Source organism: Duganella aquatilis (genome assembly GCF_009674565.1).
GTDB lineage: Bacteria > Pseudomonadota > Gammaproteobacteria > Burkholderiales > Burkholderiaceae_D > Rugamonas > Rugamonas aquatilis.
The window spans coordinates 259,589-284,279 of the sequence record NZ_WKJL01000003.1; the positions used below are offsets into that span (position 1 = coordinate 259,589).

A 24,691-nucleotide genomic window follows, 5' to 3' on the forward strand; every position below is an offset into this window, starting at 1 on the left:
CATGGATCATTTGACAAATCCGGCGGCAACCGCGCCGAAGGGCGTCAATTCATGGCCAGTTGCGGCGGCGCCTTGACCGCGTATTGGAGGTGCATGGCGGTGCGCGACAGCGGCTCGGCCGCCGCCCTGGCCGCCGCCGGCTGCGCTTCCAGCTGGAAGCTGCCGACCATCTCCGACAGCGACGCCGCCTGGTCGCGCAGGCTGGAGGCAGCGGCAGCCGCCTCCTCCACCAGCGCCGCATTCTGCTGCGTCACGCTGTCCATCTCGGTGATCGCGGTGTTCACGTGGCCTATGCCGGTGCGCTGCTCGCTGGAGGCTTCGCTGATCGCCGAAATCACGGCGGTGACGCGGTCCACGCTGCTGACCACCTCGCCCATGGTGGCGCCGGCCCGCTCCACCATCAACGTGCCGTCGCCGATATTGCGCACGGCGTCGTCGATCAGCACTTTGATTTCCTTGGCGGCCTCGGCGCTGCGTTGCGCCAGGCCACGGACTTCCGTCGCCACCACCGCGAAACCGCGTCCCTGTTCACCGGCGCGCGCCGCCTCCACCGCCGCGTTCAGCGCCAGGATATTGGTCTGGAAGGCAATGCCGTCGATGGTGCCGATGATGGCTTCGATGCGCGTGGCGCTGGCGTTGATGGCGGCCATGGTGCTGACCACCTCGGTGACCGCCTGGCCGCCGCGCTGCGCCACGCCGGCCGCGGCCTTGGCCAGCGTGTTGGCCTGCTCCGAATGTTCGGCATTCTGCGCCACCGCCTGGGTCAGCTGCTCCATCGAAGCAGCGGTTTCCTCCAGCGAGCCGGCCTGCATTTCGGTGCGGCTGGACAGGTCCAGGTTGCCGGTGGCGATCTGCGACGACGCCGCCGCGATGGTTTCCGCGCTGCCGCGTATGTCGCCAATCATGCCGGCCAGGTTTTCCTGCATGCGGCGCATGGCAAACAGCAGGCTGTGCTGGTCCTTGCTGTCGGTGATGACGGCAACGCTCAAGTCCTTGTCGGCGATGCGCAAGGCCATTTCGGCCGCGTATTCCGGGCTGCCGCCGATGGTCCGGTGCAGGCTGCGGTTGACCGCGATCACGATGGCCGACAGCAGCAGGCACACCGCCGCCACCATCACGCCCACCTTTTGCAGGGAGGCGTAGAAGGCCTTGTTGATGTCGTCCACATACAGGCCCGACACCAGGGCCCAGCCCCATGGCTTGAAGCTGACCACGCGGCTGAGTTTTTCGGAAGGCTCGGTGCTGCCGGGACGCAGCCAGAAGTACGACAGATAGCCCTCGCCGGCGGCCGAGGCGGCCATGCTGGAAATTTCACGGAACACGTGGAAGCCGCGCGGGTCGGTGAAATCGCTGAGATCCTTGCCGTCGTTTTCCGGCCGCGCCGGATTCTGGATCGGCCGCGCGTCCATGCTGATGATCACCAGATAACCATCCTCGCCGTAGCGTATGCTTTTCAGGACTTCCTTGGCGCGGGTTCGGGCTTCGGCTTCGCTGATCTTGCCGGCGGCGGCGTCGGCCGACAGGCCCTGGACAATGGTCAGGGCCGCCTTGGCGACGTCCGCCAGGTCGGCCTTGCGTTCGGCATACCGCAGGTCGCGCGCTTCCATGACGTGGAAGACCGAAATCGCACATAGGCATGCCAGGCTGGCAATCAGCGGCAACCAGAGCTTTTGCTTGAACGTGATCTTTTTCATACCATTCCCTTTTCTAGACATCGGCCCGCCACCGGCGGCGGCATATGATCACCTTAATTGATCATGTGATCATTATCAAGCTATCGGCGTCGACTGGATGTCTACATGGCGTAGCCCAGGGGGACGATACAGCGTCAGCGCAGCCGCAGCCGTTGCGGAACCGCCAGCGAGGGCGCGGCGGCCGGCGCCAGACGGAAGCTGTTGACCAGACCGGTCAGGCCGGCGGCCTGCTCGCTCAGGCTGCCGGCGGCCGCCGCAGCCTGCTCCACCAGCGCCGCGTTCTGCTGGGTCGCGGTGTCGATTTCGGTGATGGCGGTGTTGACGTGGCCGATGCCGGTGCGCTGCTCGTGCGACGCGGCGGAAATGTCGGCCACGATCGCGGTCACGCGGGTGACGCTGCCCACCACTTTTTCCATCGTCTCGCCGGCTTTTTCGGCCAGCGCCGCGCCGGCGCCGATGCGCTGCACGGAGTCGTCGATCAGGGTCTTGATTTCCTTGGCCGCGCTGGCGCTGCGCTGGGCCAGGTTGCGCACCTCGCTGGCGACCACGGCAAAGCCGCGTCCCTGCTCGCCGGCACGCGCCGCCTCGACCGCCGCATTCAGCGCCAGGATGTTGGTCTGGAAGGCGATGCCGTCGATCACGCCGGTGATGTCCTCGATCTTCGCCGCGCTGGTGTGGATGGCGGCCATGGTGCTGGTGACTTCCGCCACCACGCCGCCGCCGTACTTCGCCACATCCGAGGCGCTGACGGCCAGCTCGCTGGCGATGCGGGCGTTTTCCGCGTTGTGCGTGACGGCCTGGGTGAATTCCTCCATCGACGCGGCGGTCTCCTCCAGCGTGCTGGCCTGCATTTCGGTGCGCGAGGACAGGTCCAGATTGCCGGCCGCGATTTCCGCCGACGAGGTGGCGATGGCGTCCGCGCTGTCGTGGATCGCGGCGATCATCTCGGCCAGGTTGGCCTGCATGGTTTTCATGGCGTACAGCAGGCTGCTGGTGTCGTCGCGCGCGGTGTGGATGTCGGCACTCAGATCCTTGCCGGCGATCTGCTTGGCCACCTCGATCGCATATTCCGGACTGCCGCCCAGCGCGCGCTGCAGGCTGCGGTTAATCGCCAGCACAATCAGCGTCAGGATGGTGGCCGCCACCAGCAGCATCAGCGCCACCGTCGTCAGCGAGGCATAGAAATCCTTGTCGATGTCGTCGATATACATGCCGGCCACCAGCATCCAGCCCCAGCGCTTGTAGGCGACCACCCGGCTCAGCTTGGTCGAGGCGGCATGCTCGCCGGGCCGCAGCCACAGATAGGTCAGGAAGCCCTCGCCGGAGGCGGAATTGCCGATGTTGGCCAGTTCGCGGTAGACGTAGAAGCCGTTCGCATCCTTGAAGCCGCTCATGTCCTTGCCGTTGTATTCGGGCACCATCGGATTCTGAATCGCACGCGCATCCAGGCCGATGATGGCGATGTAGCCGTCGGCGCCAAAGCGGATCGCCTTCATCGCCAGCAGCGCGCGCTCTTTGGCGTCCGCTTCGGTGATGCGGCCCTCCTGTGCATCGTTCGCGTAGCGCTCGATCTGCTTCAGCGCCGCCTGGTCGATATTGGCCAGCGCGAGCTTGCGTTCTTCATAGCGCATATGGCGCGCGTTCAATACCAGCAAGGTGGCGATGGCCACCAGGCACAGCAGGCTGGCCGCGAGGGGGAACCACAGCTTCTGCCGGAAAGTGAGTCGAATATTCATGCTAGTTAATAACCTTGCGTACAAACCGAAAAGCTTAAATTATCAGTTGATAATTTGCAAGATCATTTTCTGTGCGGCATGTTTTCAAACCCTGGAATTACCTCATGTCAACCGGCAGTCTACGCAACGTCCACCACGCGGACCGGCGCGGACGGCAGGTCGCGCTCCCACGGCGGCACGTCGCCCCAGGCGGCGATCAACGCATCGATGAACAGCCTGACCTTGGGGGAAAGGTGCTGCCGCGTCGGGTACAACACGCGGATCGGGATGCGCGGACGCTTGTGGTCCGGCAGCAGCGCCAGCAGGCGGCCCGCCCGCAGGTCGTCTTCAATCAGGTAGGACGGCAGGTTGCCGATGCCGGCGCCGTCGAGCGTGCTCAAGCGCAGCGCCTCGGTGCTGTTCATCGCCAGCCGGCTGGCGGCGGTGAATTCGAGTTCCAGTTCGTCGTCGTAAAACACCCACGGCTGCGGCTTGCCGCCGCTGACGTAGAACAGGCACTGGTGTGCCTTCAGATCGGCGATCGCGGCCGGCGCCGCGTGGCGCGCCAGGTAGACCGGCGCGGCGCACAGCACCATGCGCTGCTGGGCGACGGTGCGGCCGATCAGGTCGGAGTCCTGCAGCTGGGCGCCGATGCGCAGCGCCACATCGACGCCCTCCTCGATCAGGTCGACGCACTGGTCGCTGAAGCCCACCTCGACCGACACGTTCGGCCATTGCGCCAGGAAGCTGTCGATCACCGGCAGCACGTGCGCATGGCCCAGCGCCAGCGGCAGGCTAAGTTTGAGCCGGCCGTGCGGCGCGCCGCTGCGCTCGGCCATCGCCAGCTCGGCGTCTTCCAGGTCGTCCATCAGCTGCACGCAGCGCTTGTAGAAGGCGGCGCCGTCGTCGGTCAGGCTCAGGCTGCGCGGAGTACGGTTAATCAGGCGAACATTCAGGCGCTCTTCCAGCCGGGCGATGCTCTTGCCGACGCCGGAGCGCGTGACGCCCAACTGCTGGGCCGCGACGCTGAAGCTGCCGGCGTTCACGGCGGCGATGAAGGTCGCAATTTCGCCAAAGTTGTTCAGTCCCACGTGTCCTCCGTATCCGGTATGTTCCCATGTTACAAGAAAAAACCAGCATGGAGCGCCGCCAGCCCGCCGATGTAGACTTTTGGTCGCCTTTAATTAATCCATTGATCAACTATATTGAGGGAAGACCTGCAAAACGCGAGAGACGAGATGACCACGACCGATACAGTGCAAACGCGAAGAAGGGAACTGTCGTTCGGACTGGCGGCGGCTCTGCTGGGCCTGCCGCTGGCGGCGCGCGGCGCGCCGCAACCGCCGCTGACGCTGGCCCTGATCGAACTGATGCCGTGGGCCGCCACCACCGCCGACGGCACGCAAGCCGGCATCCTGGTCGACACCGCCGATGCGCTGTCGCTGCTGAGCGGGGTCGACCTGCAACTGCGGCTGCTGCCCTTCCCGCGCGGCGCCGCGATGCTGCGGCAGCGCCAGGTGGACTTGATGGTCGCGCTCCAGGCCGAGCAGCTGGACCGCGTCGCCACCCGCCTGGGACCGCTGTCGATGGAAGACATCATCGTGGTCGGCCGCGCCGGCACGGTGCTGCGCGCCATGTCGGACCTGAAGGGGAAAATCGTCGGCCGCCTGCGCAATGCGGAATACGCGGCGGAATTCGCCGCCTCCACCGACATCATCAAATACGACACCAGCAGCTACCGCCAAAGCCTGGAAATGCTGCGCGCCGGGCGGCTCGACGCGGTGATTTTCATCCGCTCGGCGCTGTTGTTCACCCTGAAGTCGATGCAACTGCCGCTGGCGGCGGTCGGCCAGCCGCTGCTGATCGGCCGCACGCCGCTGACCATGTACGCCACCGCCGCCTGCGCGGCCACGGCGGCAGGCCAGGCCATCCGCGAGGCCTGCAAAACCCTCTACAAGCGCCAGACCGTGAGAGCGCTGGCCGAACTGCTGAACACCGAGGCCAGCGAACTGCCAGCCGCCCTGTCCTGGCGCGGCTGACGGCGCCGCTCAGTACTTCAGCCGCATGCCGATGGCGTAGGTCTTGCCGAGGTTGGCGGTGCTCAGTTTGTCGGTCTGGAGGATGGCGTACAACTCGGTGCGTTTGGACAGAAAGTAGTCGTAGCCCAGCGCGCCGGTGTCGCGCCGCGTATCGGCCAGGCCCGCCGCAGTGTTCCTGGTCTGCGCCCACGACAGCAGGATGTTGCCCGGTCCCGACGGCACCGAAACGCCGGCCTGCCCGGTCTTGCCCTTGCCGTCCGGCGCGGTGTTGTTGGCCGTATCCCAGGAAGCGAACAATTTGGCGACACCGAAGTTGTAGCTGGCGCCGGCAAAATAAGTCTTCTGCTCGGACTGGCCGATGGTCGCCAGCCCCGGTCCCACGCGGACGCGCTGCACCGTCAGCGTCGCCATCAGCGGTCCCTGCTCGTAACTGGCGGTGGAACCGACGTTGTTGGTGCGCGTGCCAAACTTCGTCTCGCCCAGACCGATATAGGTGGCAAGCTTGAAACCGCCGGTCACCGGCGTGGTGTACGAGATGGCGTTGTCCCAGCTGGTGTCGCCATACACGGTGCGCGACATCGGTATCGACCACACCTGCGCCAGCAGCGGCGCCAGGCGGATCGAGCCGCCAAAGGGATTGGACTGCGCGGTCGCCACGAACAGCGGATTAAGCACCCGCCCGATCTTGATTTCGCCGGCCGAACCCTGCAGGCCGACATAGGCGTTGCGGGCAAACAGCGCGTCGGTCGGCGTGCGGCCGCCGGCGCCGGTATCGAGCTGGAGATAGCCCTCCACCGCGAAGATCGCCTTCAGCCCTGCTCCCAGGTCTTCGGTGCCGCCAAACCCCCAGTACGAAGTTTGCAGGCCGCCGCTGTTGACCACGCTCGACGCCGGTCCGCCGGCGCTGGTCTCGGAGCGGCCGGCCCACATGTCCAGCACGCCGTAGACCTGCACCGACGATTGCGCCGACGCCGCGCCGGCCGCACTTGCCAACAGCAGCGCCATGGCCGCCGGGTTGCCAATTTTTTTCATGTCTCCTCCGTTTTTTATGGAGTTTAATTATCGTTCGATAATTTGAATTGGCAAACACAATCCTGAACGCTGACAATCTTTGTCTCGTTTACGCAGCAAAATACAAAAACCGGCAGCACAATTCAATTGATCGATCTATCATTAAAGAATTCTTACAACAACCAAGGAAGCAGAATGACAAGCAGGAGACAATTCATCAAACACGGCGCCCTCAGCGTTGGCGGCATCGTCATGGTCGGCTGCGGCGCGCACGGGCCGCTGCGCGCGCCCGAGGCCGGCGCCGCGCCTGGCGCCCCACTGGTCCTGAACGGCGCGCCGGTCAAGACCATCGACGTCCACGCCCACTGCATGATTCCGGAGGCGCTGGCCCTGCTGGGCATGGACGTGTTTTCGCTGTATCCCAAGACCATGCACGGCGGCCAGGAAAACGTCCTGGTGATCGCCGAGCGCCTGGCCGCCATGGATGCGCAAGGCGTGGACATGGAAGTGCTCAGCATCAATCCGTTCTGGTATGAACAGCCGCGCGAGCTTTCGGCAAAAGTCGTCCGCCTGCAGAACGACAAGCTGGCAGAGCTGTGCGCCGCCAGGCCGGACCGCTTCGCCGCCTTCGCCTCGCTGTCGCTGCAACATCCCGACCTGGCGGTACAGGAACTGGAACACGCGATGACCAAACTCGGCCTGCGCGGCGCGGCGATCGGCGGCAACGTGGCCGGCGCCGACTTTGCCGATCCACGCTTCCATCCGGTCTGGGCCAAGGCCGAGGAGCTTGGCGCCACGCTGTTCATCCACCCGGTCGGCACGCCGGAACTGGCCAAGCGCCTTGCCGGCAACGGCTGGATGCCGAACGTCATCGGCTACCCGCTGGAAACCACGATCGCCCTGCAGCACTTCATTTTTGAAGGTGTGCTGGACAAGTTCCCCAAGCTGAAAATCTGCGCCGCGCACGGCGGCGGCTATCTACCCACCTCGGCCGCGCGCATGGACCACGGCTGCTTCGTCAATCCGGGCGCCTGCGCGCACGGCCCGGCGCTGAAAAAGAAACCGAGCGACTACGTCAACCAGCTGTTCTTCGACAGCCTGGTGTTCACGCCGGAGGCGCTGACCAACCTGGTGCGTCAGGTCGGCGCGTCGCAGGTGATGCTGGGATCGGACCACCCATTCCCGTGGGCCGGCAAGCCGGTCAGGCATGTGCTGGATACGCCGGCGCTGTCGGATGCCGACAAGGCGGCCATCCTGGGCGGCAACGCGCGCCGCGTGCTGGGACTGTAGCGCGCTAAGGCTGCCGCAGCTGCCGCAACACCAGCGGCGCGCTGGCCATGAAGTCCTCGACCTGGCGCTCAACCAGCCGGTCGAGCTCTTCCGGCACGCCGAGCCGGTACACCCACTTGCGCACGCCGATGTAGAAGATGGCGGCGTGCAGCCCCCAGATGAATTCGATCTCGTCCTCGTGCTGCTGCGGCGTCGGCGCCGCCACCGCGAATTCGCGGTGCAGCTCGGTCAGCACCACATCGAACACCCGCTCGCGCAGGCGCGCCAGGTAGCGCAGGTTGATGCCCTCGTAGCTCAATCCGGCCTGGATGAAAATCCGTATCCAGTCGCTGTTCAGGATGACGCCGGCGTACTGCCGGTAGAAGCGGTGCAGGCGCTCGGTCAGCGCCAGACTGCGGTCGGCCAGCAGCTGGTCCCACTCCGGATTCCAGCGCGACAGATACACTTCCTTGAACACGCGTTCGGCCAGCGCCTCCTTGCTGGGGAAGTAGCGGTACAGCAGTGGCTGCGAGATGCCCAGCTCTTTGGCCAGCTCGCGCGTGCTGGCAGCGAAGCCATGGGTAGCGAAGTACCGGATGGCCTGCTGCACGATCAGCTGCTCGCGCTCCGCCGAGCCGAGCCGCCGCCGTCCTTCACGCGTCGGCAAGATGCGCGCCAGGTGGCACTGCGGTTTCGCGCATCACCGCTTCCGGCGTACGGTAGCGTTCCGCCATCCGCATTTCCTGCTCGGTGCGCAGCTGCGCCTGCATGTAGGCGCCCAGGTGGCGGGCGTGGGCGACGATCTGGCTGCCGTAGGCCACGCGTTCGGCCGAGTAACCGGCCAGCGCTTCAGGCACCGGCAGCTTGCTCAGCCATTCGGTCAGCGCCAGCGCGTCGCCGGCCGCCTTGGTCACGCCCATGCCGCAGTGCGGCCGCGCGACAAACGCCGAATCGCCCAGCAGGGCGACGCGGCCATACGCCAGGCTCGGCGATTCCAGGTCGTAGATCGGCTGGAAGAACGGCTGCACGGTGCGCGCCACCACCTCGGCGAACTGCGGCGACAGCGACTGCTCGGCCGCGGCTCGCATCTCGCTGATCACGCCGGCCGAAATCAGCGGCGGCGGAATGCCTTTTTCGTAGACATGGCCGGCGGCATCGGTCGACAGGCGCAGCACTTCCGCCTCGTCGGCCGGACGATACCAGACGAAATTGTAGCGGCGCTGGCCCGCCTCCATCGCATTGAAGGCGCCGGCCACCGGGTAGCCCAGCATCTGCTCGCGCGGCGGCAGGCAAAAGCCGAAGTGGCCGAACAGCTGCCGGTGCGTCTCGGCGCTCAGGGTGTGTTCCTCGACCAGGCCGCGCCAGGCGATGTAGCCGGCATAGGCCGGTGCGATCTCCGGCGCCAGCACCTGGCGCACCGACGAGCGGATACCGTCGGCGGCGATCAGCAGTTCCGCCTGCGCCGTGCCGCCGTCGGCGAAATGCGCCTCGACATGCTCCGCGGTCTGCGTGACATCCACCAGATGCCTGCCGCAGTGGTAGCGTTCCTCCGGCAAGGCCGCGCGCAGCAACGCATACAAGCGGCCCCAGGCCGTCAGGATCTGCGGATGCGGATGCTCGCCGATGACGGCGCCGCCGTGATCCAGCGTGATACGCGACGGCACCTCGACGCCGATCTTGTCGTCGGTGATGCCGATGCGGGCCAGGATCTCGAACAGTTCCGGATGGGTCACCACGCCGGCGCCGCGCTCCGCCAACTGTTCGTTGACCCGTTCGTACACTTGCACATCCCAACCGGCGCGGTGCAGCAGGTTGGCTGCAAACAGGCCGCCGAGCGAGCCTCCGATTATCGCTACTCGTTTCATGGTCTCCTCCTTGTTGTCTCAGGCCAGGCCGAGGGCGTGCGCCTCGGCGTGCGGATAATTCATCTCGATGGTCACGCCGCTGGGATCGGCGATGAACACCTGGTACAGCCCCAGCGACGGCACCGTGCGCTCGGTGAAATCCATGGCGCGCAGCAGCAGCCGGGCGCGCATCGCCTCCAGGCCGGTGGCCAGGAAGGCCACGTGATCGACCGCGCCGGTGCCGAACAGGCTGGCCTCGTCCTTATCGCCCAGGTAGTCCTTCAGGCCCTGCGGATCGTTGGCGTCGATGCCGATGATGTGCACCACGCCGAAATCGCTTTCATCGTTGCTGTCGTACAACCAGATGCCGGGAAATTTGAACGGCGGGCGAAATCCTTCGCGCAGGCCGAGCATCTCGGTGTAGAACCGCCGCGACGCCTCCAGGTCGCCGGTGCGGATCGAGTAATGCCCCAGTTTTCTGATACCCATGTGCTCCTCCATTGTTGATGATGTTTGACTCAATATAAGTTATCGATCGATAACTAGCAAGAAGAAAAATTGAAGATTTTCTTGACATCGCGGTCTGTACATTCGATTATTTATCAACCGCTCACTAAAAACAAAGGAGACATTCATGCAACCACTACGCCCGCTCGCTGGCGCGGCCTGCCTCGCCCTGGCCGCCCTGGCCGCTTCCGCCCATGCTCAATCGCAAGCTCAAGCCGCGCCGATCCGGATCGGCCTGCCGGTGCCATTGACCGGCCCCTACGGCGCCGAAGCCAAGGACCAGGTCCGGAACGCCGAGCTGGCCATCAAGGAGTTCAACGACGCCGGCGGACTCAACGGCCGTAAGGCCGAGCTGCTGGTGCGCGACGACAAGCTCAATCCGGGCGAAGCCGCCACCCGCGCGCTGGAGCTGATCGAGAAGGATCACGTCAACTTCATCGTCGGCAGCCTGTCGGCCGCCACCCAGTTGGCGGTCAACAACGTCACCCGCCAGCGCAAGGTGCTGTACATTTCGATCAGCCAGTCTGACGCCATCAACGAAGCGGCCGACTTCTCGCGCTACACCTTCCACGAATCGCTCAATCCGCACATGACCACCCAGGCGGTGGGCAAATACGCCTTCACCAAGGGCGCGCGCATCGCCTTCCTGACCGCCGACTACGCCTACGGCCAGGAAATGACGCGCGGCTTCACGCGGGTCGCCAATGAAGTCGGCGCCACCGTGGTCGGGGAGATCAAGCATCCGCTGGGCGCCACCGATTACTCGACCTTCCTGCCGCGCCTGATGGCGCTGAAGCCGGACATCCTGGTCTTCAACAATTTCGGCCGCGACAACCAGATCTCCATCAAGCAGGCCGGCGATTTCGGCCTGAAGAAATCGATCCGCTTCGTCACGCCCATCCTGACCTATACCTCGCGCATCGCCGCCGGTCCGGGCGTGTACCAGGGCGTGGTGGGCGGCAGCTCCTACTACTGGCAGATCCAGGACAGCACCCCGTCGGCCAAGGCGCTCAACGAGCGCTACAAGCAGGCCAACAACGGCGCGCTGCCGTCCGACTACGGCTCGATGGCCTATTCCGCCGTCAAGTCGCTGCTGACCGCGGTGAAGCAAGCCAACACCAGCGACACCGAAAAAGTGGTCGACCAGCTGGCCAAGCTGCAATACGACACCTACAAGGGGCCGCAGTTCTACCGCGCCTGCGACCACCAGTCGGTGCAATCGGTGCTGGTGATCGCTTCCAAGCCCGCGCCCAAGGATGCCAACGACCTGTTCACCGTGCTGCGCGTGGCGCCGGCGTCGGCCGACGCCCTGCGCAGCTGCGCCGAGCTTGGCCACAAGTAGTCCATCACCCGATCCGCAGGAGGCATCATGGAAGGCATCACCCTTGAGCTGGTGGGACTACAGCTGTTTACCGGACTGGCGCTTGGCGCGGTCTACGTTTTGCTGGCGGTGGGACTGTCGCTGATTTTCGGCATGCTCACCATCGTCAACTTCGCGCACGGCGCGTTCTTCATGGTCGGCGCCTACGCCGGCTACGCGCTGTACCAGGTGGAGCCGAATTTCTGGCTGTGCCTGGTGCTGGTGCCGCTGGTGGTCGGCGCGCTCGGCATGGCGGTCGAGCGCGTGCTGGTGCGGCCGCTGTACGGGCGCGGCATCGACTATCCGCTGCTGCTGACCTTCGGCCTGGCCTATGTGATGGTGGAACTGGTGCGCATCGCCTTCGGCAAGCAGGGCCTGCCGGTGGATACGCCGGAACTGCTGCAGGGCTCGGCCGACATCCTGATCGGCCAGTTCCCGCTGTACCGCCTGTTCGTCATCGGCGTCACGGCGGCCGTGCTGTTCGGGCTGTGGCTGTTCATCGAGAAAACTTCGTTCGGCCTGATCGTCCGGGCCGGCGCGCGCGATCCGCAGATCGTCCGCATCCTCGGCGTCGATATCGCCAAGGTGTGGCTGATCGTGTTCGGCCTGGGCACCGGCATTGCCGGCCTGGCCGGCTTCCTGTCGGCGCCGATGCAGGGCATCAGCCCGGAAATGGGCGGCCCGGTGCTGACGGTGGCCTTCGTGGTGACCGTGGTCGGCGGCATGGGCTCGCTGGTGGGCGCCATCGTCGCCGGCGTGCTGGTCGGCGTGGTCGAGAGCCTGGCCGTGCTGCTGTTTCCCGAAGCGGCCAAGGTGTCGATGTTCGTCATCATGGCCGTGGTGCTGCTGGTGCGTCCGCAGGGCCTGTTCGGCCGTCCCGGTCTGATGAGTTAAAGGTAGAAAAATCATGCATGCAAAATCCGATTTCCTGGCGCCGGCGACCGTTGCCGCCCGTCCGCTGGACCTGGTGCGCCACCATCGCGCGCTGGCGTCCGTCGTCGCCCTGCTGGCCCTGCCGTGGCTGCTGCCCAACCATTCGGTGGCGGTCAACATCCTGATCTACGGCCTGTACGGCGTGGGCTTCAACCTGCTGTTCGGCTACATGGGCATGCTGTCGTTCGGCCACGCCGCCTTCCTCGGCCTGGGTTCATACACGGCCGGCATCCTGATCGCCCACGCCGGCCTGTCGTGGTGGGCGGCGATACCGCTGGCCATCCTGGCTTCCGCCGTGCTGGCGCTGGTGATGGGCCTGCTGGCGATACGCACCCGCGGCATTTACTTCGCCATGGTGACGCTGGCGCTGTCGCAGTGCGTCTACTTCCTGGTCTACCAGTTTCCGCTGTCCGGCGGCGAGAACGGCCTGCGCGGCGTCAACCTGCCGGCGCTCGACTTCGGCGGCCTGACGCTGGACCTGCTGAATCCCACCAACAAATACTATGCCTTCCTGGCGCTGGTGGCGCTGACCCTGTTCGCCCTGTCGCGCGTGCTGGCCTCGCCGTTCGGCGGCGTGGTGGAAGCGGTCCGCGAGAACGAGGCGCGCACCCGCGCCTGCGGCTTCAACGTCGAGCACACCAAGCTGATCGCCTTCATCCTGTCCGGCGCCATCTGCGGCCTGGCCGGCGCGCTCAACGCGATTCACCTGTCCAGCGTGGCCATCGAGAGCCTGCACTATGAGACCTCGGGCCTGGTGGTGATGATCTGCCTGCTGGGCGGCATGGGCACCTTTTTCGGCCCGTTCATCGGCGCCGCGCTGTTCCTGCTGATCCAGGATCTGTTCTCGCAATGGACCGAACACTGGCAGTTGTATGTCGGCGCCATCTTTATATTCTTTGTGCTCTTCTTCCCCAAAGGCGTGTGGGGCACCCTGCTGGAGAAACTCGATGACCGCTGACCTGATCCTGCGTACCGAAAACCTGACGCGCCGCTTTGCCGGTTTCACCGCGCTCAACGACGTCTCGGTCGGCTTCGAGCGCGGCAAGCTGACCGCCATCATCGGCCCCAACGGCGCCGGCAAAAGCACGTTTTTCAATCTGCTGTCCGGCACCTTTCCGCCGTCCGAAGGGCGGGTGGTGTTCGAGCAGCGCGACCTGTCCGGCTTGAAGCAGCACGAATTCGCCCATGTCGGCGTGTCCAAGTCATTCCAGATCACCAACATCTTCCCGGCGTTCAGCGTGCTGGAAAACGTCCGCATCGCCTTGCAGGCGCGTGTCGGCCGGCTGAATTTCTGGAGCCGGCGCGCGGCGCTGGCCCTGGACGACCGCGCCAGGGAACTCCTGGCGCTGGTCGGCCTGGGCGCCCACACGCGCCGCACCGCGCGCGAGCTGGCGCACGGCCAGCAGCGCGCGCTGGAAATCGCCATCGCGCTGGCGGCCGATCCCAAGCTGCTGCTGATGGATGAGCCGACCGCCGGCATGAGTCCCGAGGAAACCCGCTCGATGATGGACTTGATCGTGCAACTGGCCGCCGAACGCACGGTGGTGCTGGTGGAACACAAGATGAAGATGGTGATGGGCATCAGCGACCGCATCGTGGTGCTGCACCACGGCGAACTGCTGGCGACCGGCAAGCCGGACGACATCCGCGCCAACGACGAAGTCAAGCGCGTCTATCTGGGCCAACACTGAGGAACTACCATGCTGACCATTAAAAACCTGAACGCCTGGTATGGCACCAGCCATATCCTGCAAAACGTCAGCCTCGAAGTGCAGCGCGGCGAGGTGGTGTCGCTGCTGGGCCGCAACGGCGCCGGCAAGACCACCACCATCAAGAGCGTGATGGGGCTGCTCAAGAAAACCAGCGGCGAGGTGTCGTTCAAGGGCGTCAACCTGCTGGGTCTGGCGGCGCACCAGCGCTTCGGACTGGGCCTGGCCTACGTGCCCGAAGAGCGGCGCATCGTGCCAGGCATGACGGTGCTGGAAAACCTGCGGCTGGGCATCGTCGCCTCGGGCAAGATGGCGCAGGAAAAGGACATCATCGACCGCATCGCCGAGACCTTCCCGCGCCTCAAGGAGCGGCTGGGGCAGACGGCGGTGACCATGTCGGGCGGCGAGCAGCAGATGCTGGCCATCGCCCGCGCCACGGCGGCCGATCCGGACATGATCCTGCTGGACGAACCGTCCGAAGGCATCATGCCGGTGCTGGTCGATGAAATGTTTGAACTGTTTCAGCAGCTCAAGCGGCAAGGCAAGACCATCCTGCTGGTCGAGCAGAGCGTCGAGGCGGCGCTGGGCATTTCCGACCGCGCCTATGTGCTGGACCAGGGCGGCATCGTCTACACCGAACGGGCCGACGCCATGCTGGCCGACCCGGAAATCCAGGAGCGCTACTGCGCGGTGTGAAAGCAGGCGGCGCCAGCCGCCTGCGCCTAGTGCATTTCGCTGTAGAAACAGCGGCCGCAGGCCTGGCGGTAGCTCTCGTTGCCGCCAATGCTGATCTGCTCGCCGTCCTTGATGCGCTTGCCGTTTTCGTCGACGCGGATATTCATCGTGGCCTTCTTGCCGCAGGAGCAGATGTTCTTGATTTCCTCGATATCGTCCGCCAGCGCCAGCAGGTAGGCCGAACCGGGGAACGGCTCGCCGCGGAAGTCCGAGCGCAGGCCATAGGTAATCACCGGGATGCCGCGCACCTGCGCCAGCTGGTGCAACTGCTTGACCTGCTCCTTGCTCAGGAATTGCGCCTCGTCGACCAGCAGGCAGGCGATTTTCTTGTCTATCGTTAGCAGAAAATCGGTGTTGGCATCGAACACCTCGGTCTCGCGCTGCGGCCCCAGCCGCGACGTCACCTTGCCCACGCCATAGCGGTTGTCAATGGCGGCCGTGAACAGGCGCACCTGCTGACCTTGTTCTTCGTAGTTATGCGCCACCTGCAGCATGGCGGTGGACTTGCCTGCGTTCATCGCAGAGTATCGGAAATAGAGTTTTGCCATGGGCGAATTATAAACCGCGAAAATAAAAAATAGAGCATACTTGGCCGAAATGCCCCTAGGAGAACTCATGCACAAACCTGCGCTGTTCAACCTGATCGGCAAGACGCCCATGGCCGAGATTACCCGTCTCGATACCGGCCCTTGCCAGTTATTCCTCAAACTGGAATCGCAAAACCCCGGCGGCTCGATCAAGGACCGCATCGGCCTGGCCATGATCGAAGCGGCCGAAGCCCAGGGCCTGCTCAAGCCCGGCGGCACCATCATCGAAGCGACCGCCGGCAATACCGGCCTGGGCCTGGCGCTGGTCGGCCGGCTCAAGGGCTACCGTGTGCTGCTGGTCGTGCCCGACAAAATGTCCACCGAAAAAGTGCTGCACCTGAAGGCGCTGGGCGCCGAAGTGCGCACCACCCGCTCCGATGTCGGCAAGGGCCATCCCGAGTACTACCAGGACTACGCCGCGCGGCTGGCGGCCGAGATGCCGGGCGCCTGGTTCTCGGACCAGTTCAACAATCCCGCCAATCCGCTGGCGCATGAAACCACCACCGGCCCGGAGATCTGGGAGCAGATGGCCCACAATGTGGACGCCATCGTGGTCGGCGTCGGCTCGTCCGGCACGCTGACCGGGCTGACGCGCTACTTCCGCAAGGTCGCCCCGCACGTGGAATTCATCCTGGCCGATCCGGCCGGTTCCATCCTGGCCGAGTACATCGCCACCGGCCATGTGTCGGAAACCAGCGGCTCGTGGGCGGTGGAAGGCATCGGCGAAGACTTCATCCCCGCCATCGCCGACATGAGCGGCGTGACCAAGGCCTACACCATCAGCGACGTCGACAGCTTCGCCACCGCGCGTTCGCTGCTAAAGGAGGAAGGCATCCCGGGCGGCTCGTCCACCGGCACGCTGCTGGCCGCCGCGCTGCGCTACTGCCGCGAACAGACCACGCCCAAGCGCGTGGTCAGCTTTGTCTGCGACACCGGCACCCGCTACCTGTCCAAGGTCTACAACGACGGCTGGATGCGCGACCAGGGCCTGCTGGAACGCCAGCGCTACAACGACCTGCGCGACCTGATCGGCCGCCGCTTCGACGCCGAAGAAGTCATCAGCGTCACGCCGCAAGACACGCTGATGATCGCCTTCAACCGCATGCGCGCCGCCGACGTGGCGCAGCTGCCGGTGCTGGAAAAAGGCCAGCTGGCCGGCATCATCGACGAATCCGATGTGCTGCTGACGGTGGGCGCGGAGCCGGAGCGCTTCAACAACGCGGTCGGCGGCACCATGACCAGGCGCCTGGAAATCCTCAAGCCGTCCGCCGACCTGCAGGCGCTGCGCGACACGCTGGACCGCGGCCTGACCGCCGTGGTGGCCGACGGCGACACCTTCTACGGCCTGATTACCCGCTACGACCTGCTTAACCATCTGCGAAGGACATTATCTTGAGCGACCATTCGAGCCACCGCAAATCCGCCCTGGCCACGCGCGTCATCCATGCCGGCCAATCGCCCGATCCATCGACCGGCGCCATCATGCCGCCGATTTACGCCACCTCCACCTTTGTGCAGGAAAGTCCCGGCGTGCACAAGGGCCTGGACTACGGCCGCTCGCACAATCCCACGCGCTGGGCGCTGGAGCGCTGCGTGGCCGACCTGGAAAGCGGCGCGCAAGGTTTCGCCTTCGCCTCCGGCCTGGCGGCGATATCGACGGTGCTGGAACTGGCCGACGCCGGCTCGCACATCATCGCCGGCGACGATATGTACGGCGGCACCTACCGCCTGTTCGAACGCGTGCGCCGCCGCAGCGCCGGCCACCACTTCAGCTACGTCGACCTGACCAATCCTGAAAACCTGCTGGCCGCCATCAAGCCGGAGACGAAAATGGTGTGGGTCGAAACGCCGACCAACCCGATGCTCAAGCTGGCCGATTTGCAGGCCATCGCCACCATATGCCGCGAGCGCGGCATCATCGCCATCGCCGACAACACCTTCGCCAGCCCGATCGTCCAGCGCCCGCTGGAACACGGCTTCGACATCGTGGTGCACTCGGCCACCAAGTACTTGAACGGCCACTCTGACATCATCGGCGGCATTGCCGTGGTGGGCGGCGAGGAGCGCCAGAAGGAATGGCGCGAGCAGCTGGCCTTCCTGCAAAACTCGGTGGGCGCGATCGCCGGTCCGTTCGACAGCTTCCTGGCGCTGCGCGGCGTGAAAACGCTGGCCATCCGCATGGAGCGCCACTGCGCCAGCGCGCTGGAACTGGCGCGCTGGCTGGAACAACAGCCGGAAGTGCGCAAGGTGTTCTACCCCGGCCTGGAATCGCACCCGCAGCACGCACTGGCCAAGCGCCAGATGCAGGGCTTCGGCGGCATCATCTCGATCGACCTGAATGCCGACCTGCCGGGTGCGCGCCGCTTCCTGGAAAGCTGCCAGGTATTCGCGCTGGCCGAGAGCCTGGGCGGCGTCGAAAGCCTGATCGAGCACCCTGCCCTGATGACCCACGCGTCCATCCCGGCGGCACAGCGCGCGGCCCTGGGCATCGGCGACGGCCTGATACGGCTGTCGGTTGGAATTGAAGATATAGAGGATTTAAGGGCCGATATTCGCCGTTCGCTGGACGCTATTTAACTGCTAAGATTCGGCGCATGATCTATATATTCATCATCATCGCCGTTCTTGGCCTGGGCTTTGCCTACTCGATCCTGGTGGCCGCGGCCAAGCCGGTGGTCGGCAGCGACTATTACAAGGTGTCGAAGGACGGCCGCGTGCTGATGGCGGCCGGCCCCAAGGTCACCGCCGTCAAACCGACGCTGTATCCGGAAGGCCTGAAGGTCAAGCTGCGCGGCGGCACGCGCACCGGCGAGTTCTATGTGCACGACCTGGTGGCCGAGGTGTTCCTGCCGAATCCGAACCGGCTGCCGGCCATCCGCCACCGCGACGGCAATGTCCGTAACAACAAGGTGGACAACCTGCAGTGGGTACGGCTCGAAGAGGTTGAACATCCCGAGCCGGTGGTCTATCCCCGGCCCTGATTATTCGCCCGGATGGTAGCGGCGTTCGAGGTTCTTTTCCACGTCGGCTTTATAGAACAGCACATCCTTGAACTCACCGCGCGCATACATCGCGGCCTGGTCGTAGAAATGCGGCGAGGCCGGATTGCCGCTCTGTCCACCCGCCAGAATGCTGCGCGCCTTGATGCGCGGCCCGAACTCCACCGCCGCCACGAAGCTGTTGCCCCGCTCGCCGTAGATCCTCTTTGTCTTCTGCTTGGACGTGGTGCCATAGGCCGCCAGCGATCCCCAGTTGGCCGACGCGAACGGCACCGGCAGGCTGGGCTTGCTGTCGTCAAACGGCTGCACGATGTCGCCGGTCAGACGCTGGAAGCGGTTGATCTCGCCCCACGGCGTTTGCCAGCTGCCGAAATCCGCCGTCAGCTTGGCGATGGCGCGTTCCAGCGCTTCCAGCCGCTGCTGCGGCGTGATGGCTGCGTGGATGTAATCCAGCGCCTGCACTTCCCTGGCCTTGGCTGCTGGCTGATAAGTGGTCCACAGATCCTGCGCCCAGTAGACAGCCAGCGAGGTGGTGGTCGACTCCAGCGAGTAGCGCATGTCCCACGCCCGCAGCGCCTTGATCTGCGGCGCCAGCGCGGCCTTGCGCGCGTCGTCGGCCGGCAGCTCGTCGTAGGCGGCGAACAGCTGCGGTAGCAGCGGCTCGAACGCCGGCAGCTGGTTGTCGTAGGCGGCGGCGATCAGGCTGTCGATGGTGAAGTCTTTTTTGTTTTGCAGCACGCGCACGGCGTGGATGCCGCGCGGGTTCTCCGGATTCATCGACATATAGGCCGGATAGTCCTTGACCTTCGGGCTGTAGGCGCCGGCCGCCGTGTACGGCCAGTTGTTGGTGTTCTGGATCCAGCCGTTCTTCGGATTGAACAGCGTGATGGTCTCCTTGACCTCGTGCAGCCCTTGCCACTCAGTGGCCGGATTGCTGCCGTCCACCGGATGCTTCCAGTCGAACTGCGGATCGCGGCGCGGGATGAAGTTGCCGTGGAAGTAAGCGATATTGCCGTCCGCATCCGCATACACGGTGTTGTTGGACGAATTGGTGCGCAGCTCCATCGACTTGTAGAACGCCTTGTAGTTACGCGCCTTGGTGCGGCTGAAGGACTGCGTCAGCGCCTTCAGCGGCTCGTTCATCAGGCGCACCGCCACCCACCTGCCATCCTTGGCGCGGACGATCGGGCCGTGGTGGCTGTAATAAACACGCACCGTCTTGCTGGCCATGCCGTCCCTGGTCTTGTAGGGCAGCGCGATGTCGACCGCCTTCAGCGGACGCTGTTCGCTGCCATACTGGTAGAAGAACTGGCCGTCCTTTTCGCTGATGGTTTCCAGGTACTCGTCGATGACGTCGCCGCCGCCGGAGGTGTGCATCCAGCCGACACGGTCGTTGAAGCCCTGGTAGATGAAGAACTGGCCCCAGGTCACGGCGCCATAGGCGTTCAGGCCTTCCTCGCTGTGCATCGCCACTTCGGGACGGAAGTAGAACGAGGTGTGCGGATTGATCATCAGCAGCGCATGCTTGTTCCTGGTCAGCGCCGGCGCGATGGCGAAGCCGTTGGAGCCGCCCGGCTCCTTGTCCAGGTCGACGCCGTCGCTGGACGACATCAGCACCGGCGGCATCAGGGGCAGCTTGGCGCCATCGGCGTACAGCGATTGCAGCTGCTTGATGTCGATGGTCTCGATGTCGCCGCCGATGCTGCCTTCGCTGAAGCTCAGCGCCATCCATGGCTCGAAGTGCGTCAGCAACGCCGGCTTCACGTCGGGATGCGTTTGCAGGTAGTAGTTCAGGCCATCGGCCCAGGCGTTCATCAGCTTCTTCAGCCAGGCCGGCGCCTGCGCGTATTGGCGCTTGAGTTCATCGGGATTGATGAACAGCTTCATGCGCAGGTCTTTATACAGCTCGGCCTCGCCCTCCACTTCCGCCAGGCGGCCCATGGCGTTGATGAAGTTCAGCTCCACGCGCGGAAAATCGTCCTCCGCCTGCGCGTAGACCATGCCGAACACCGCATCGGCGTCGGTCTTGCCGTAGACGTGAGGGATGCCCCATTTGTCGCGCAGGATGCTGACGCGCTGCGCGGCCGCCTTCAGGCGCGCGGGTTCGGCTACCGCCGCTACTGCGGGCGCTGCAACCGCCGCGCTCATCGAAATCAAACAAGTCAAAGCTAACGGGGCTTGCAGTCGCTGCATAAGTAACACTCCAATAATCAGGCGCTGGCCAACTCGGAAATACGGCGTTGCAGAACGGTGATCTCTTCCAGCAGCGCGGCGTTCTTTTCACGCAGCGCCATGTTTTCGGCGCGCAGTTCGCGCACGTCGGTCGGCATGTCGCTGTAATCGACTTCCGGCGCGGCCTTGCTTTCCTTCGGCTCCTTGGCCGGACGCGAGGCGGCACGCAGTTCGCGCACTTCCTTGGCGGCCTTTTGCAGCTCCTTCTTGCCGCCGGCAACCGCCGCCAGCTGCACTTCTTCCGGCAGCGAAGCCACGGTGGCCGCCGCGTTGATCGAGATGGTGCCGGCGCGGACCGCTTCCACCAGTTCCGGCGTCGCCGTCTTCTGGATCTTTTCGATCTGGCCGATGGTCGCGCTGCTCAGGCGCGCGGCGCGGGCGATGTCCTCGCGCGACGCCAGCGGCATGGCGGCCGGCTTTTTCGGCGCGTCGCCCTCTTCCGGCGCGATGCGCGCATCTTCGGCGGCGGCTTCGGCGGCCAGTTCCAGCGCGCGGGCGGTCATGATTTCCTTCTTGCGCAGCGCCAGCACGCCGCGCTGGTAGTCCGAGATGCTGCGGCGGCCGAGATTGTTATCGATCATCCACAACTTCACGTCTTCCATGCTGCGGAAGCTGGTGTTTTCCGTCACCTTGAACGGAATGCCGTGCTGTTGGCAGATCTGGTAGCGGTTGTGGCCGTCCACCAGCACGTCTTCCCACAGCACCAGCGCATCGCGGCAGCCTTCGGTCAGAATGCTGCGCTCCAGCGCTTGATACTCACTCTCAGTCAGCGGCTCGATGTAAGCGCGCAGCACGTCATTAATTTTGATTTGCATAGCTATCCTTGAAATACCGACCAGCATGCTACACCATCCGGCGGTCCGCCAAAAGCGGCACGTGGCATGATGGTTACTAAGGCAATTTTAAGAAACCCATATTAAGATCTCACTCAGTCAAACGTGCTTTCTCCGCCAATTGACCAAAAGCCCCGACAGGTTCACTGCCTGATCGGGGCTTTGCTTTTGCAATTTCACAACACTCATTACACTCTGACAACGACATTAACTTACTTCCATGTTATCTTGAATGCACTGGAGTAAATATTAATTCTTTGGAGAAATAACATGATTGCAAAAACTCACATCAAACTGGCCGCGTTCGTTGTCGCCGCCGCATTCAGCAACATTGCTGGCGCCGTGACCGTACTCACCAACCAGTACACGCTGCAATCATCGGTCAGTCCCGTGGCCGGCCAGAGCAATGAATATGTCTTCAATTATTCGATCACCAACTTAAACCAGGGCTATGTCGGCTCGCAGACGGGCCTGGACGGCTTTACCGTCTACATCCCGACCAACGCCACCGTCATCAGCGCCACCGTGCCGACCTCCTACGCCGGCAACCCGGGCTACTGGACCAGCGGCGCCTCGCCTACCCTGGACCTGCGCGGCGACGGCAGCCAGAATATGGTTGCACCGACGGGCTATGTCGCCTACACGTTCTGGGGCCAGAACACCCAGTCGGTCTATCAGCAAAACGGCACCGCCACCTTCAGCCTGACGCTGAGCAATGTATCGGTAGGCACGAACACCGTGGGCATCTCCAGCTACTACGGTGGCAGCACGCCGCCGGTGGGCCAGGCCTACGCCACCAATGAGTATGGCAACTACTCCACCTTCACCACCCATGCAATCTCCGCCGTTGCCGTGCCGGAACCGGAAACCTACGCCATGCTGCTGGCCGGCCTGGGTGCGGTCGGCATGGTCGCCCGCCGGCGCCGCCGCCAGGGCTAAGCCCCGGCCCACAGAGAAAAACGCGCTACGGCGCGTTTTTTTATGCCATCATGCGGAATCGACAACAAGGATTTAGCATGGTCAACTACATCATCCGCGTTTCCTACACCGCCCCCAACGCCGACACCCATGCGCGCGTGAAAGCGGAACTGGCCAAATACAATATCGCCGACGCCATCAAGGCCGACGACGGCCAGGGCTACTATCTGCCGGAAGGCGAATTCTGCTATAGCGGCATCGAGACCATCAACGAAGTGCGCGATGCGGTGCACCGCCTGGCCGGCACCATCCAGCCTGAGCCGGCGGTGCTGGTGATGGAAATCACTACCCTGTCGTGGGCCGGCTTCAAGCTGGTCGAAGGCTGATTAGCGGGTGCTCTGCGCCTTGGCAGCGGCCTTGATGTCCGCACAGGACATCGGCTTGCCATTCTTCGCCGCCTCGGCCTCCAGCTGCTGGCAGCCGGTGTAGTTATGCCAGAACACCACCACGTAGCCGGCCACGCCCAGCACCACCGCGACCATCGCCGCCGCCAATCCCATCTTCACCACTTTTTCAGACGCCATTTCTTAACTCGATAAGCAAAGAAACGATGGTAGCACGTCAGCTTTACTTTGCTAGTTAGAAACTTGCTTGTGGCTGTCTTGCATGAGATAGGTAGACGCGTTGACAAACTACGTCACAGTCATGGCGAACCCAGGCCGAGCTGGCCAAATGCGCCGGCATTCTACTTCGATAAGGTGAGAAGACGAGACGTCAACCACGGACCGTCAAACCTAATTTTTGCGGTATGCGAGTCTAAGAAAAGTTGGCGTGTGCCAACTAGGAAGGGCGGAAATTTGGGCTGGTGCTCCGAGCCGGAATCGAACCGGCACGCCTTGCGGCGGCAGATTTTAAGTCTGCAGTGTCTACCAATTTCACCATCGGAGCCCACACAAGCCCAATATTATGCCATGAACCAGCCGTAACTGCCAGACAACTATTGAATCCGTCAACATGGTATTCCTAACAACATCAGGACACCGGAGGCTTGCGGTCGCTGACAGTCGGCGGCAACCGATACTTGTGCAGGCCGACGCGCTGCGAGCGATAAATACCGCAATGGCCGGAGAACAGATACGCCACCACGCAAACCAGCGCCGCATACGGCCCGATCTGCGGCCCGAATAACTCGATGGCCATGATGGTCGACGCCAGCGGCGTATTGGCGGCGCCCGCGAACACCGCTACAAAGCCCAGCCCCGCCAGCAGCGCAAACGGCAGGTGCAGCAGCGGCGCCAGCGCATTGCCCAAGGTGGCGCCGATATAGAACAGCGGCGTCACCTCCCCGCCTTTGAAGCCGCTGCCCAGCGAGCCGACCGTGAAGACGAATTTGCCGATGAAGTCCCACGGCGCCACCGGTTCCTGAAACGCCTCCACGATGACCGGGATGCCCAGGCCGATGTAGCGCGTGCCCAGCCACCACACGGCCAGCGCCACCACCGCGCCGCCGAGCAGGGGCCGCAACGGCGCATAGGCGATATGCCGCTTCATGAATCCCGATGCGGCATGCGTGGATTTGGCAAAGGCCATGCCCACCAGTCCAAACACGATGCCCGCCGCCAGCACGGCGGCCACGCTCCAGAAGGTGACCGGCACCATCGCGGTCATCGCGTAATGGGTGTGATGCACGCCCCAGGCCATGCCCACCTGGTCGGCGGCGATGGCGGCCACCATGCAGGGGAAGATGGCGTCGTAGCGCAGGCGGCCGATCGCCAGCACTTCCAGGCCGAAGATGGCGCCGGCCAGCGGCGTGCCGAACACGGAGGCGAAGCCGGCGCTGATACCGGCCATCAGCAGGATGCGGCGCTCGCTGTGGCGCAGGCGGAAGATGGGCGTCAACTGGTCGGCCAATGTGCCGCCCATCTGCACCGCCGTGCCTTCACGCCCGACCGAGGCGCCGAACAGGTGCGACACCACGGTGCCGATCAGCACCAGTGGCGCCATCCGCAGCGGGACGACTTTTTGGGGATCGTGGATTTCGTCGATCAGCAGGTTGTTGCCGGCTTCGACGCTGCTGCCCACTTTCAGATAGATCCAGCCAACCGCGAAGCCGGCAAGCGGCAGCAGCCAGATAATCCACGGATGCGTTTCGCGCCAGCCGGTGACAAACTCCAGCGCAAACAGGAAGAAGGCGGAGGCGGTGCCGCTCAGCGCCGCGATCAGGCCAGCGAGCAGAGTCCACTTGCCAATGTACGGCAGCAGCAGGATTTGTTCCGGGTAGCGGGATGGCTTCATAGAGCTGAGCA

General features: G+C 64.2%; 24 protein-coding genes and 1 tRNA gene. 12 read left to right on the top strand and 13 right to left on the bottom strand.

Annotated elements, in window-relative coordinates:
• Positions 1-44: 44 nt before the first annotated feature.
• The 3 genes from GJ698_RS07290 to GJ698_RS07300 form a co-directional block, all read right to left on the bottom strand.
• Positions 45-1,694, bottom strand: a complete 1,650-nt coding sequence (locus GJ698_RS07290) for a methyl-accepting chemotaxis protein (RefSeq protein WP_154356943.1) — start codon at positions 1,692-1,694, stop codon at positions 45-47.
• 134 nt (positions 1,695-1,828) lie between these two features.
• A complete protein-coding gene (locus tag GJ698_RS31240; protein ID WP_154356944.1) occupies positions 1,829-3,430 on the bottom strand; it encodes a methyl-accepting chemotaxis protein in 1,602 nt (533 codons plus the stop codon).
• Between the two features lie 119 nt (positions 3,431-3,549).
• A complete protein-coding gene (locus GJ698_RS07300) occupies positions 3,550-4,500 on the bottom strand; it encodes a LysR family transcriptional regulator (RefSeq protein WP_208023786.1) in 951 nt (316 codons plus the stop codon).
• A gap of 147 nt (positions 4,501-4,647) precedes the next feature.
• On the opposite strand from GJ698_RS07300, the gene GJ698_RS07305 reads away from it, so the two are divergent.
• Positions 4,648-5,448 (top strand): substrate-binding periplasmic protein, encoded by an 801-nt coding sequence (locus tag GJ698_RS07305; RefSeq protein WP_154356945.1) that lies wholly within the window; start codon positions 4,648-4,650, stop codon positions 5,446-5,448.
• 9 nt (positions 5,449-5,457) lie between these two features.
• Here GJ698_RS07305 and GJ698_RS07310 read toward each other — a convergent pair whose 3' ends face one another.
• Positions 5,458-6,480, bottom strand: coding sequence for a porin (locus GJ698_RS07310; protein ID WP_154356946.1), 1,023 nt, complete (start codon positions 6,478-6,480; stop codon positions 5,458-5,460).
• A 174-nt stretch (positions 6,481-6,654) separates the two neighbouring features.
• Here GJ698_RS07310 and GJ698_RS07315 point away from each other — a divergent pair, with 174 nt between their 5' ends.
• The gene (locus tag GJ698_RS07315; RefSeq protein ID WP_154356947.1) at positions 6,655-7,749 is read left to right on the top strand and encodes an amidohydrolase family protein; all 1,095 of its coding nucleotides are present in this window, start codon (positions 6,655-6,657) and stop codon (positions 7,747-7,749) included.
• Positions 7,750-7,753: 4 nt separating this feature from the next.
• On the opposite strand, the gene GJ698_RS07320 is transcribed toward GJ698_RS07315, so the two are convergent.
• The 3 genes from GJ698_RS07320 to GJ698_RS07330 are packed head-to-tail and all read right to left on the bottom strand — an operon-like array spanning position 7,754 to position 10,061.
• Complete coding sequence (locus GJ698_RS07320; RefSeq protein ID WP_229259871.1) at positions 7,754-8,395, bottom strand: TetR/AcrR family transcriptional regulator; 642 nt, start codon at positions 8,393-8,395, stop codon at positions 7,754-7,756.
• Complete coding sequence (locus GJ698_RS07325) at positions 8,382-9,593, bottom strand: FAD binding domain-containing protein (protein ID WP_154356949.1); 1,212 nt, start codon at positions 9,591-9,593, stop codon at positions 8,382-8,384. Before GJ698_RS07325 ends, GJ698_RS07320 begins: the two co-directional genes overlap by 14 nt.
• A gap of 18 nt (positions 9,594-9,611) precedes the next feature.
• A complete protein-coding gene (locus GJ698_RS07330) occupies positions 9,612-10,061 on the bottom strand; it encodes a VOC family protein (RefSeq protein ID WP_154356950.1) in 450 nt (149 codons plus the stop codon).
• Positions 10,062-10,206: 145 nt separating this feature from the next.
• Between GJ698_RS07330 and GJ698_RS07335 the strand changes: the two genes are divergently transcribed.
• The 5 genes from GJ698_RS07335 to GJ698_RS07355 are packed head-to-tail and all read left to right on the top strand — an operon-like array spanning position 10,207 to position 14,777.
• The gene (locus tag GJ698_RS07335; protein ID WP_154356951.1) at positions 10,207-11,421 is read left to right on the top strand and encodes an ABC transporter substrate-binding protein; all 1,215 of its coding nucleotides are present in this window, start codon (positions 10,207-10,209) and stop codon (positions 11,419-11,421) included.
• A gap of 27 nt (positions 11,422-11,448) precedes the next feature.
• A complete protein-coding gene (locus GJ698_RS07340) occupies positions 11,449-12,333 on the top strand; it encodes a branched-chain amino acid ABC transporter permease (RefSeq protein ID WP_154356952.1) in 885 nt (294 codons plus the stop codon).
• A 13-nt stretch (positions 12,334-12,346) separates the two neighbouring features.
• Positions 12,347-13,330 carry a branched-chain amino acid ABC transporter permease gene (locus GJ698_RS07345; protein WP_154356953.1) on the top strand — a complete coding sequence of 328 codons (984 nt, stop codon included), beginning with the start codon at positions 12,347-12,349 and terminating at the stop codon, positions 13,328-13,330.
• Entirely contained in the window at positions 13,320-14,063 is a 744-nt protein-coding gene (locus tag GJ698_RS07350) for an ABC transporter ATP-binding protein (RefSeq protein WP_154356954.1), read from the top strand. The genes GJ698_RS07345 and GJ698_RS07350 overlap by 11 nt, the downstream gene beginning before the upstream one ends.
• 9 nt (positions 14,064-14,072) lie before the next feature.
• A complete protein-coding gene (locus GJ698_RS07355) occupies positions 14,073-14,777 on the top strand; it encodes an ABC transporter ATP-binding protein (protein ID WP_154356955.1) in 705 nt (234 codons plus the stop codon).
• Between the two features lie 26 nt (positions 14,778-14,803).
• Here GJ698_RS07355 and GJ698_RS07360 read toward each other — a convergent pair whose 3' ends face one another.
• Entirely contained in the window at positions 14,804-15,364 is a 561-nt protein-coding gene (locus GJ698_RS07360) for a thymidine kinase (protein WP_154356956.1), read from the bottom strand.
• A 67-nt stretch (positions 15,365-15,431) separates the two neighbouring features.
• On the opposite strand from GJ698_RS07360, the gene GJ698_RS07365 reads away from it, so the two are divergent.
• The 3 genes from GJ698_RS07365 to GJ698_RS07375 are packed head-to-tail and all read left to right on the top strand — an operon-like array spanning position 15,432 to position 18,384.
• Complete coding sequence (locus GJ698_RS07365) at positions 15,432-16,799, top strand: pyridoxal-phosphate dependent enzyme (protein ID WP_154356957.1); 1,368 nt, start codon at positions 15,432-15,434, stop codon at positions 16,797-16,799.
• Entirely contained in the window at positions 16,796-17,980 is a 1,185-nt protein-coding gene (locus GJ698_RS07370; RefSeq protein WP_154356958.1) for a trans-sulfuration enzyme family protein, read from the top strand. The genes GJ698_RS07365 and GJ698_RS07370 overlap by 4 nt, the downstream gene beginning before the upstream one ends.
• 17 nt (positions 17,981-17,997) lie before the next feature.
• Positions 17,998-18,384, top strand: a complete 387-nt coding sequence (locus GJ698_RS07375; protein ID WP_208023787.1) for an HNH endonuclease — start codon at positions 17,998-18,000, stop codon at positions 18,382-18,384.
• Here the strand turns inward: GJ698_RS07375 and GJ698_RS07380 are convergent, their stop codons facing one another.
• Together GJ698_RS07380 and GJ698_RS07385 are read right to left on the bottom strand one after the other, a co-directional pair.
• A complete protein-coding gene (locus tag GJ698_RS07380; RefSeq protein WP_154356959.1) occupies positions 18,385-20,595 on the bottom strand; it encodes an acylase in 2,211 nt (736 codons plus the stop codon).
• A 17-nt stretch (positions 20,596-20,612) separates the two neighbouring features.
• Positions 20,613-21,449: a hypothetical protein gene (locus GJ698_RS07385; protein ID WP_154356960.1), complete on the bottom strand. Its 837-nt coding sequence runs from the start codon at positions 21,447-21,449 to the stop codon at positions 20,613-20,615.
• A 288-nt stretch (positions 21,450-21,737) separates the two neighbouring features.
• Between GJ698_RS07385 and GJ698_RS30830 the strand changes: the two genes are divergently transcribed.
• Positions 21,738-22,406, top strand: coding sequence for a PEP-CTERM sorting domain-containing protein (locus GJ698_RS30830; protein WP_229259873.1), 669 nt, complete (start codon positions 21,738-21,740; stop codon positions 22,404-22,406).
• A gap of 77 nt (positions 22,407-22,483) precedes the next feature.
• On the top strand, positions 22,484-22,771 hold the full coding sequence (locus tag GJ698_RS07395) for a hypothetical protein (protein ID WP_154356961.1): 288 nt from the start codon (positions 22,484-22,486) through the stop codon (positions 22,769-22,771).
• Here GJ698_RS07395 and GJ698_RS07400 read toward each other — a convergent pair whose 3' ends face one another.
• The 3 genes from GJ698_RS07400 to GJ698_RS07410 form a co-directional block, all read right to left on the bottom strand.
• Positions 22,772-22,969, bottom strand: coding sequence for a hypothetical protein (locus GJ698_RS07400; protein WP_154356962.1), 198 nt, complete (start codon positions 22,967-22,969; stop codon positions 22,772-22,774).
• A 279-nt stretch (positions 22,970-23,248) separates the two neighbouring features.
• Positions 23,249-23,333, bottom strand: a tRNA-Leu gene (locus GJ698_RS07405).
• An 84-nt stretch (positions 23,334-23,417) separates the two neighbouring features.
• Positions 23,418-24,680 carry a voltage-gated chloride channel family protein gene (locus tag GJ698_RS07410; RefSeq protein ID WP_154356963.1) on the bottom strand — a complete coding sequence of 421 codons (1,263 nt, stop codon included), beginning with the start codon at positions 24,678-24,680 and terminating at the stop codon, positions 23,418-23,420.
• Positions 24,681-24,691 lie beyond the last annotated feature (11 nt).

What these genes read in the sequence shown, in the direction of transcription:
- GJ698_RS07325 (WP_154356949.1), bottom strand. Translation starts at nt 9,593, where the DNA reads ATGAAACGAGTAGCGATAATCGGAGGCTCGCTCGGCGGCCTGTTTGCA.
- GJ698_RS07360 (WP_154356956.1), bottom strand. Translation starts at nt 15,364, where the DNA reads ATGGCAAAACTCTATTTCCGATACTCTGCGATGAACGCAGGCAAGTCC.
- GJ698_RS07350 (WP_154356954.1), top strand. Translation starts at nt 13,320, where the DNA reads ATGACCGCTGACCTGATCCTGCGTACCGAAAACCTGACGCGCCGCTTT.
- GJ698_RS07410 (WP_154356963.1), bottom strand. Translation starts at nt 24,680, where the DNA reads ATGAAGCCATCCCGCTACCCGGAACAAATCCTGCTGCTGCCGTACATT.
- GJ698_RS07355 (WP_154356955.1), top strand. Translation starts at nt 14,073, where the DNA reads ATGCTGACCATTAAAAACCTGAACGCCTGGTATGGCACCAGCCATATC.
- GJ698_RS31240 (WP_154356944.1), bottom strand. Translation starts at nt 3,430, where the DNA reads ATGAATATTCGACTCACTTTCCGGCAGAAGCTGTGGTTCCCCCTCGCG.
- GJ698_RS07380 (WP_154356959.1), bottom strand. Translation starts at nt 20,595, where the DNA reads ATGCAGCGACTGCAAGCCCCGTTAGCTTTGACTTGTTTGATTTCGATG.
- GJ698_RS07315 (WP_154356947.1), top strand. Translation starts at nt 6,655, where the DNA reads ATGACAAGCAGGAGACAATTCATCAAACACGGCGCCCTCAGCGTTGGC.
- GJ698_RS07395 (WP_154356961.1), top strand. Translation starts at nt 22,484, where the DNA reads ATGGTCAACTACATCATCCGCGTTTCCTACACCGCCCCCAACGCCGAC.
- GJ698_RS07340 (WP_154356952.1), top strand. Translation starts at nt 11,449, where the DNA reads ATGGAAGGCATCACCCTTGAGCTGGTGGGACTACAGCTGTTTACCGGA.
- GJ698_RS30830 (WP_229259873.1), top strand. Translation starts at nt 21,738, where the DNA reads ATGATTGCAAAAACTCACATCAAACTGGCCGCGTTCGTTGTCGCCGCC.
- GJ698_RS07365 (WP_154356957.1), top strand. Translation starts at nt 15,432, where the DNA reads ATGCACAAACCTGCGCTGTTCAACCTGATCGGCAAGACGCCCATGGCC.
- GJ698_RS07310 (WP_154356946.1), bottom strand. Translation starts at nt 6,480, where the DNA reads ATGAAAAAAATTGGCAACCCGGCGGCCATGGCGCTGCTGTTGGCAAGT.
- GJ698_RS07335 (WP_154356951.1), top strand. Translation starts at nt 10,207, where the DNA reads ATGCAACCACTACGCCCGCTCGCTGGCGCGGCCTGCCTCGCCCTGGCC.
- GJ698_RS07290 (WP_154356943.1), bottom strand. Translation starts at nt 1,694, where the DNA reads ATGAAAAAGATCACGTTCAAGCAAAAGCTCTGGTTGCCGCTGATTGCC.
- GJ698_RS07385 (WP_154356960.1), bottom strand. Translation starts at nt 21,449, where the DNA reads ATGCAAATCAAAATTAATGACGTGCTGCGCGCTTACATCGAGCCGCTG.
- GJ698_RS07330 (WP_154356950.1), bottom strand. Translation starts at nt 10,061, where the DNA reads ATGGGTATCAGAAAACTGGGGCATTACTCGATCCGCACCGGCGACCTG.
- GJ698_RS07400 (WP_154356962.1), bottom strand. Translation starts at nt 22,969, where the DNA reads ATGGCGTCTGAAAAAGTGGTGAAGATGGGATTGGCGGCGGCGATGGTC.
- GJ698_RS07305 (WP_154356945.1), top strand. Translation starts at nt 4,648, where the DNA reads ATGACCACGACCGATACAGTGCAAACGCGAAGAAGGGAACTGTCGTTC.
- GJ698_RS07345 (WP_154356953.1), top strand. Translation starts at nt 12,347, where the DNA reads ATGCATGCAAAATCCGATTTCCTGGCGCCGGCGACCGTTGCCGCCCGT.
- GJ698_RS07375 (WP_208023787.1), top strand. Translation starts at nt 17,998, where the DNA reads ATGATCTATATATTCATCATCATCGCCGTTCTTGGCCTGGGCTTTGCC.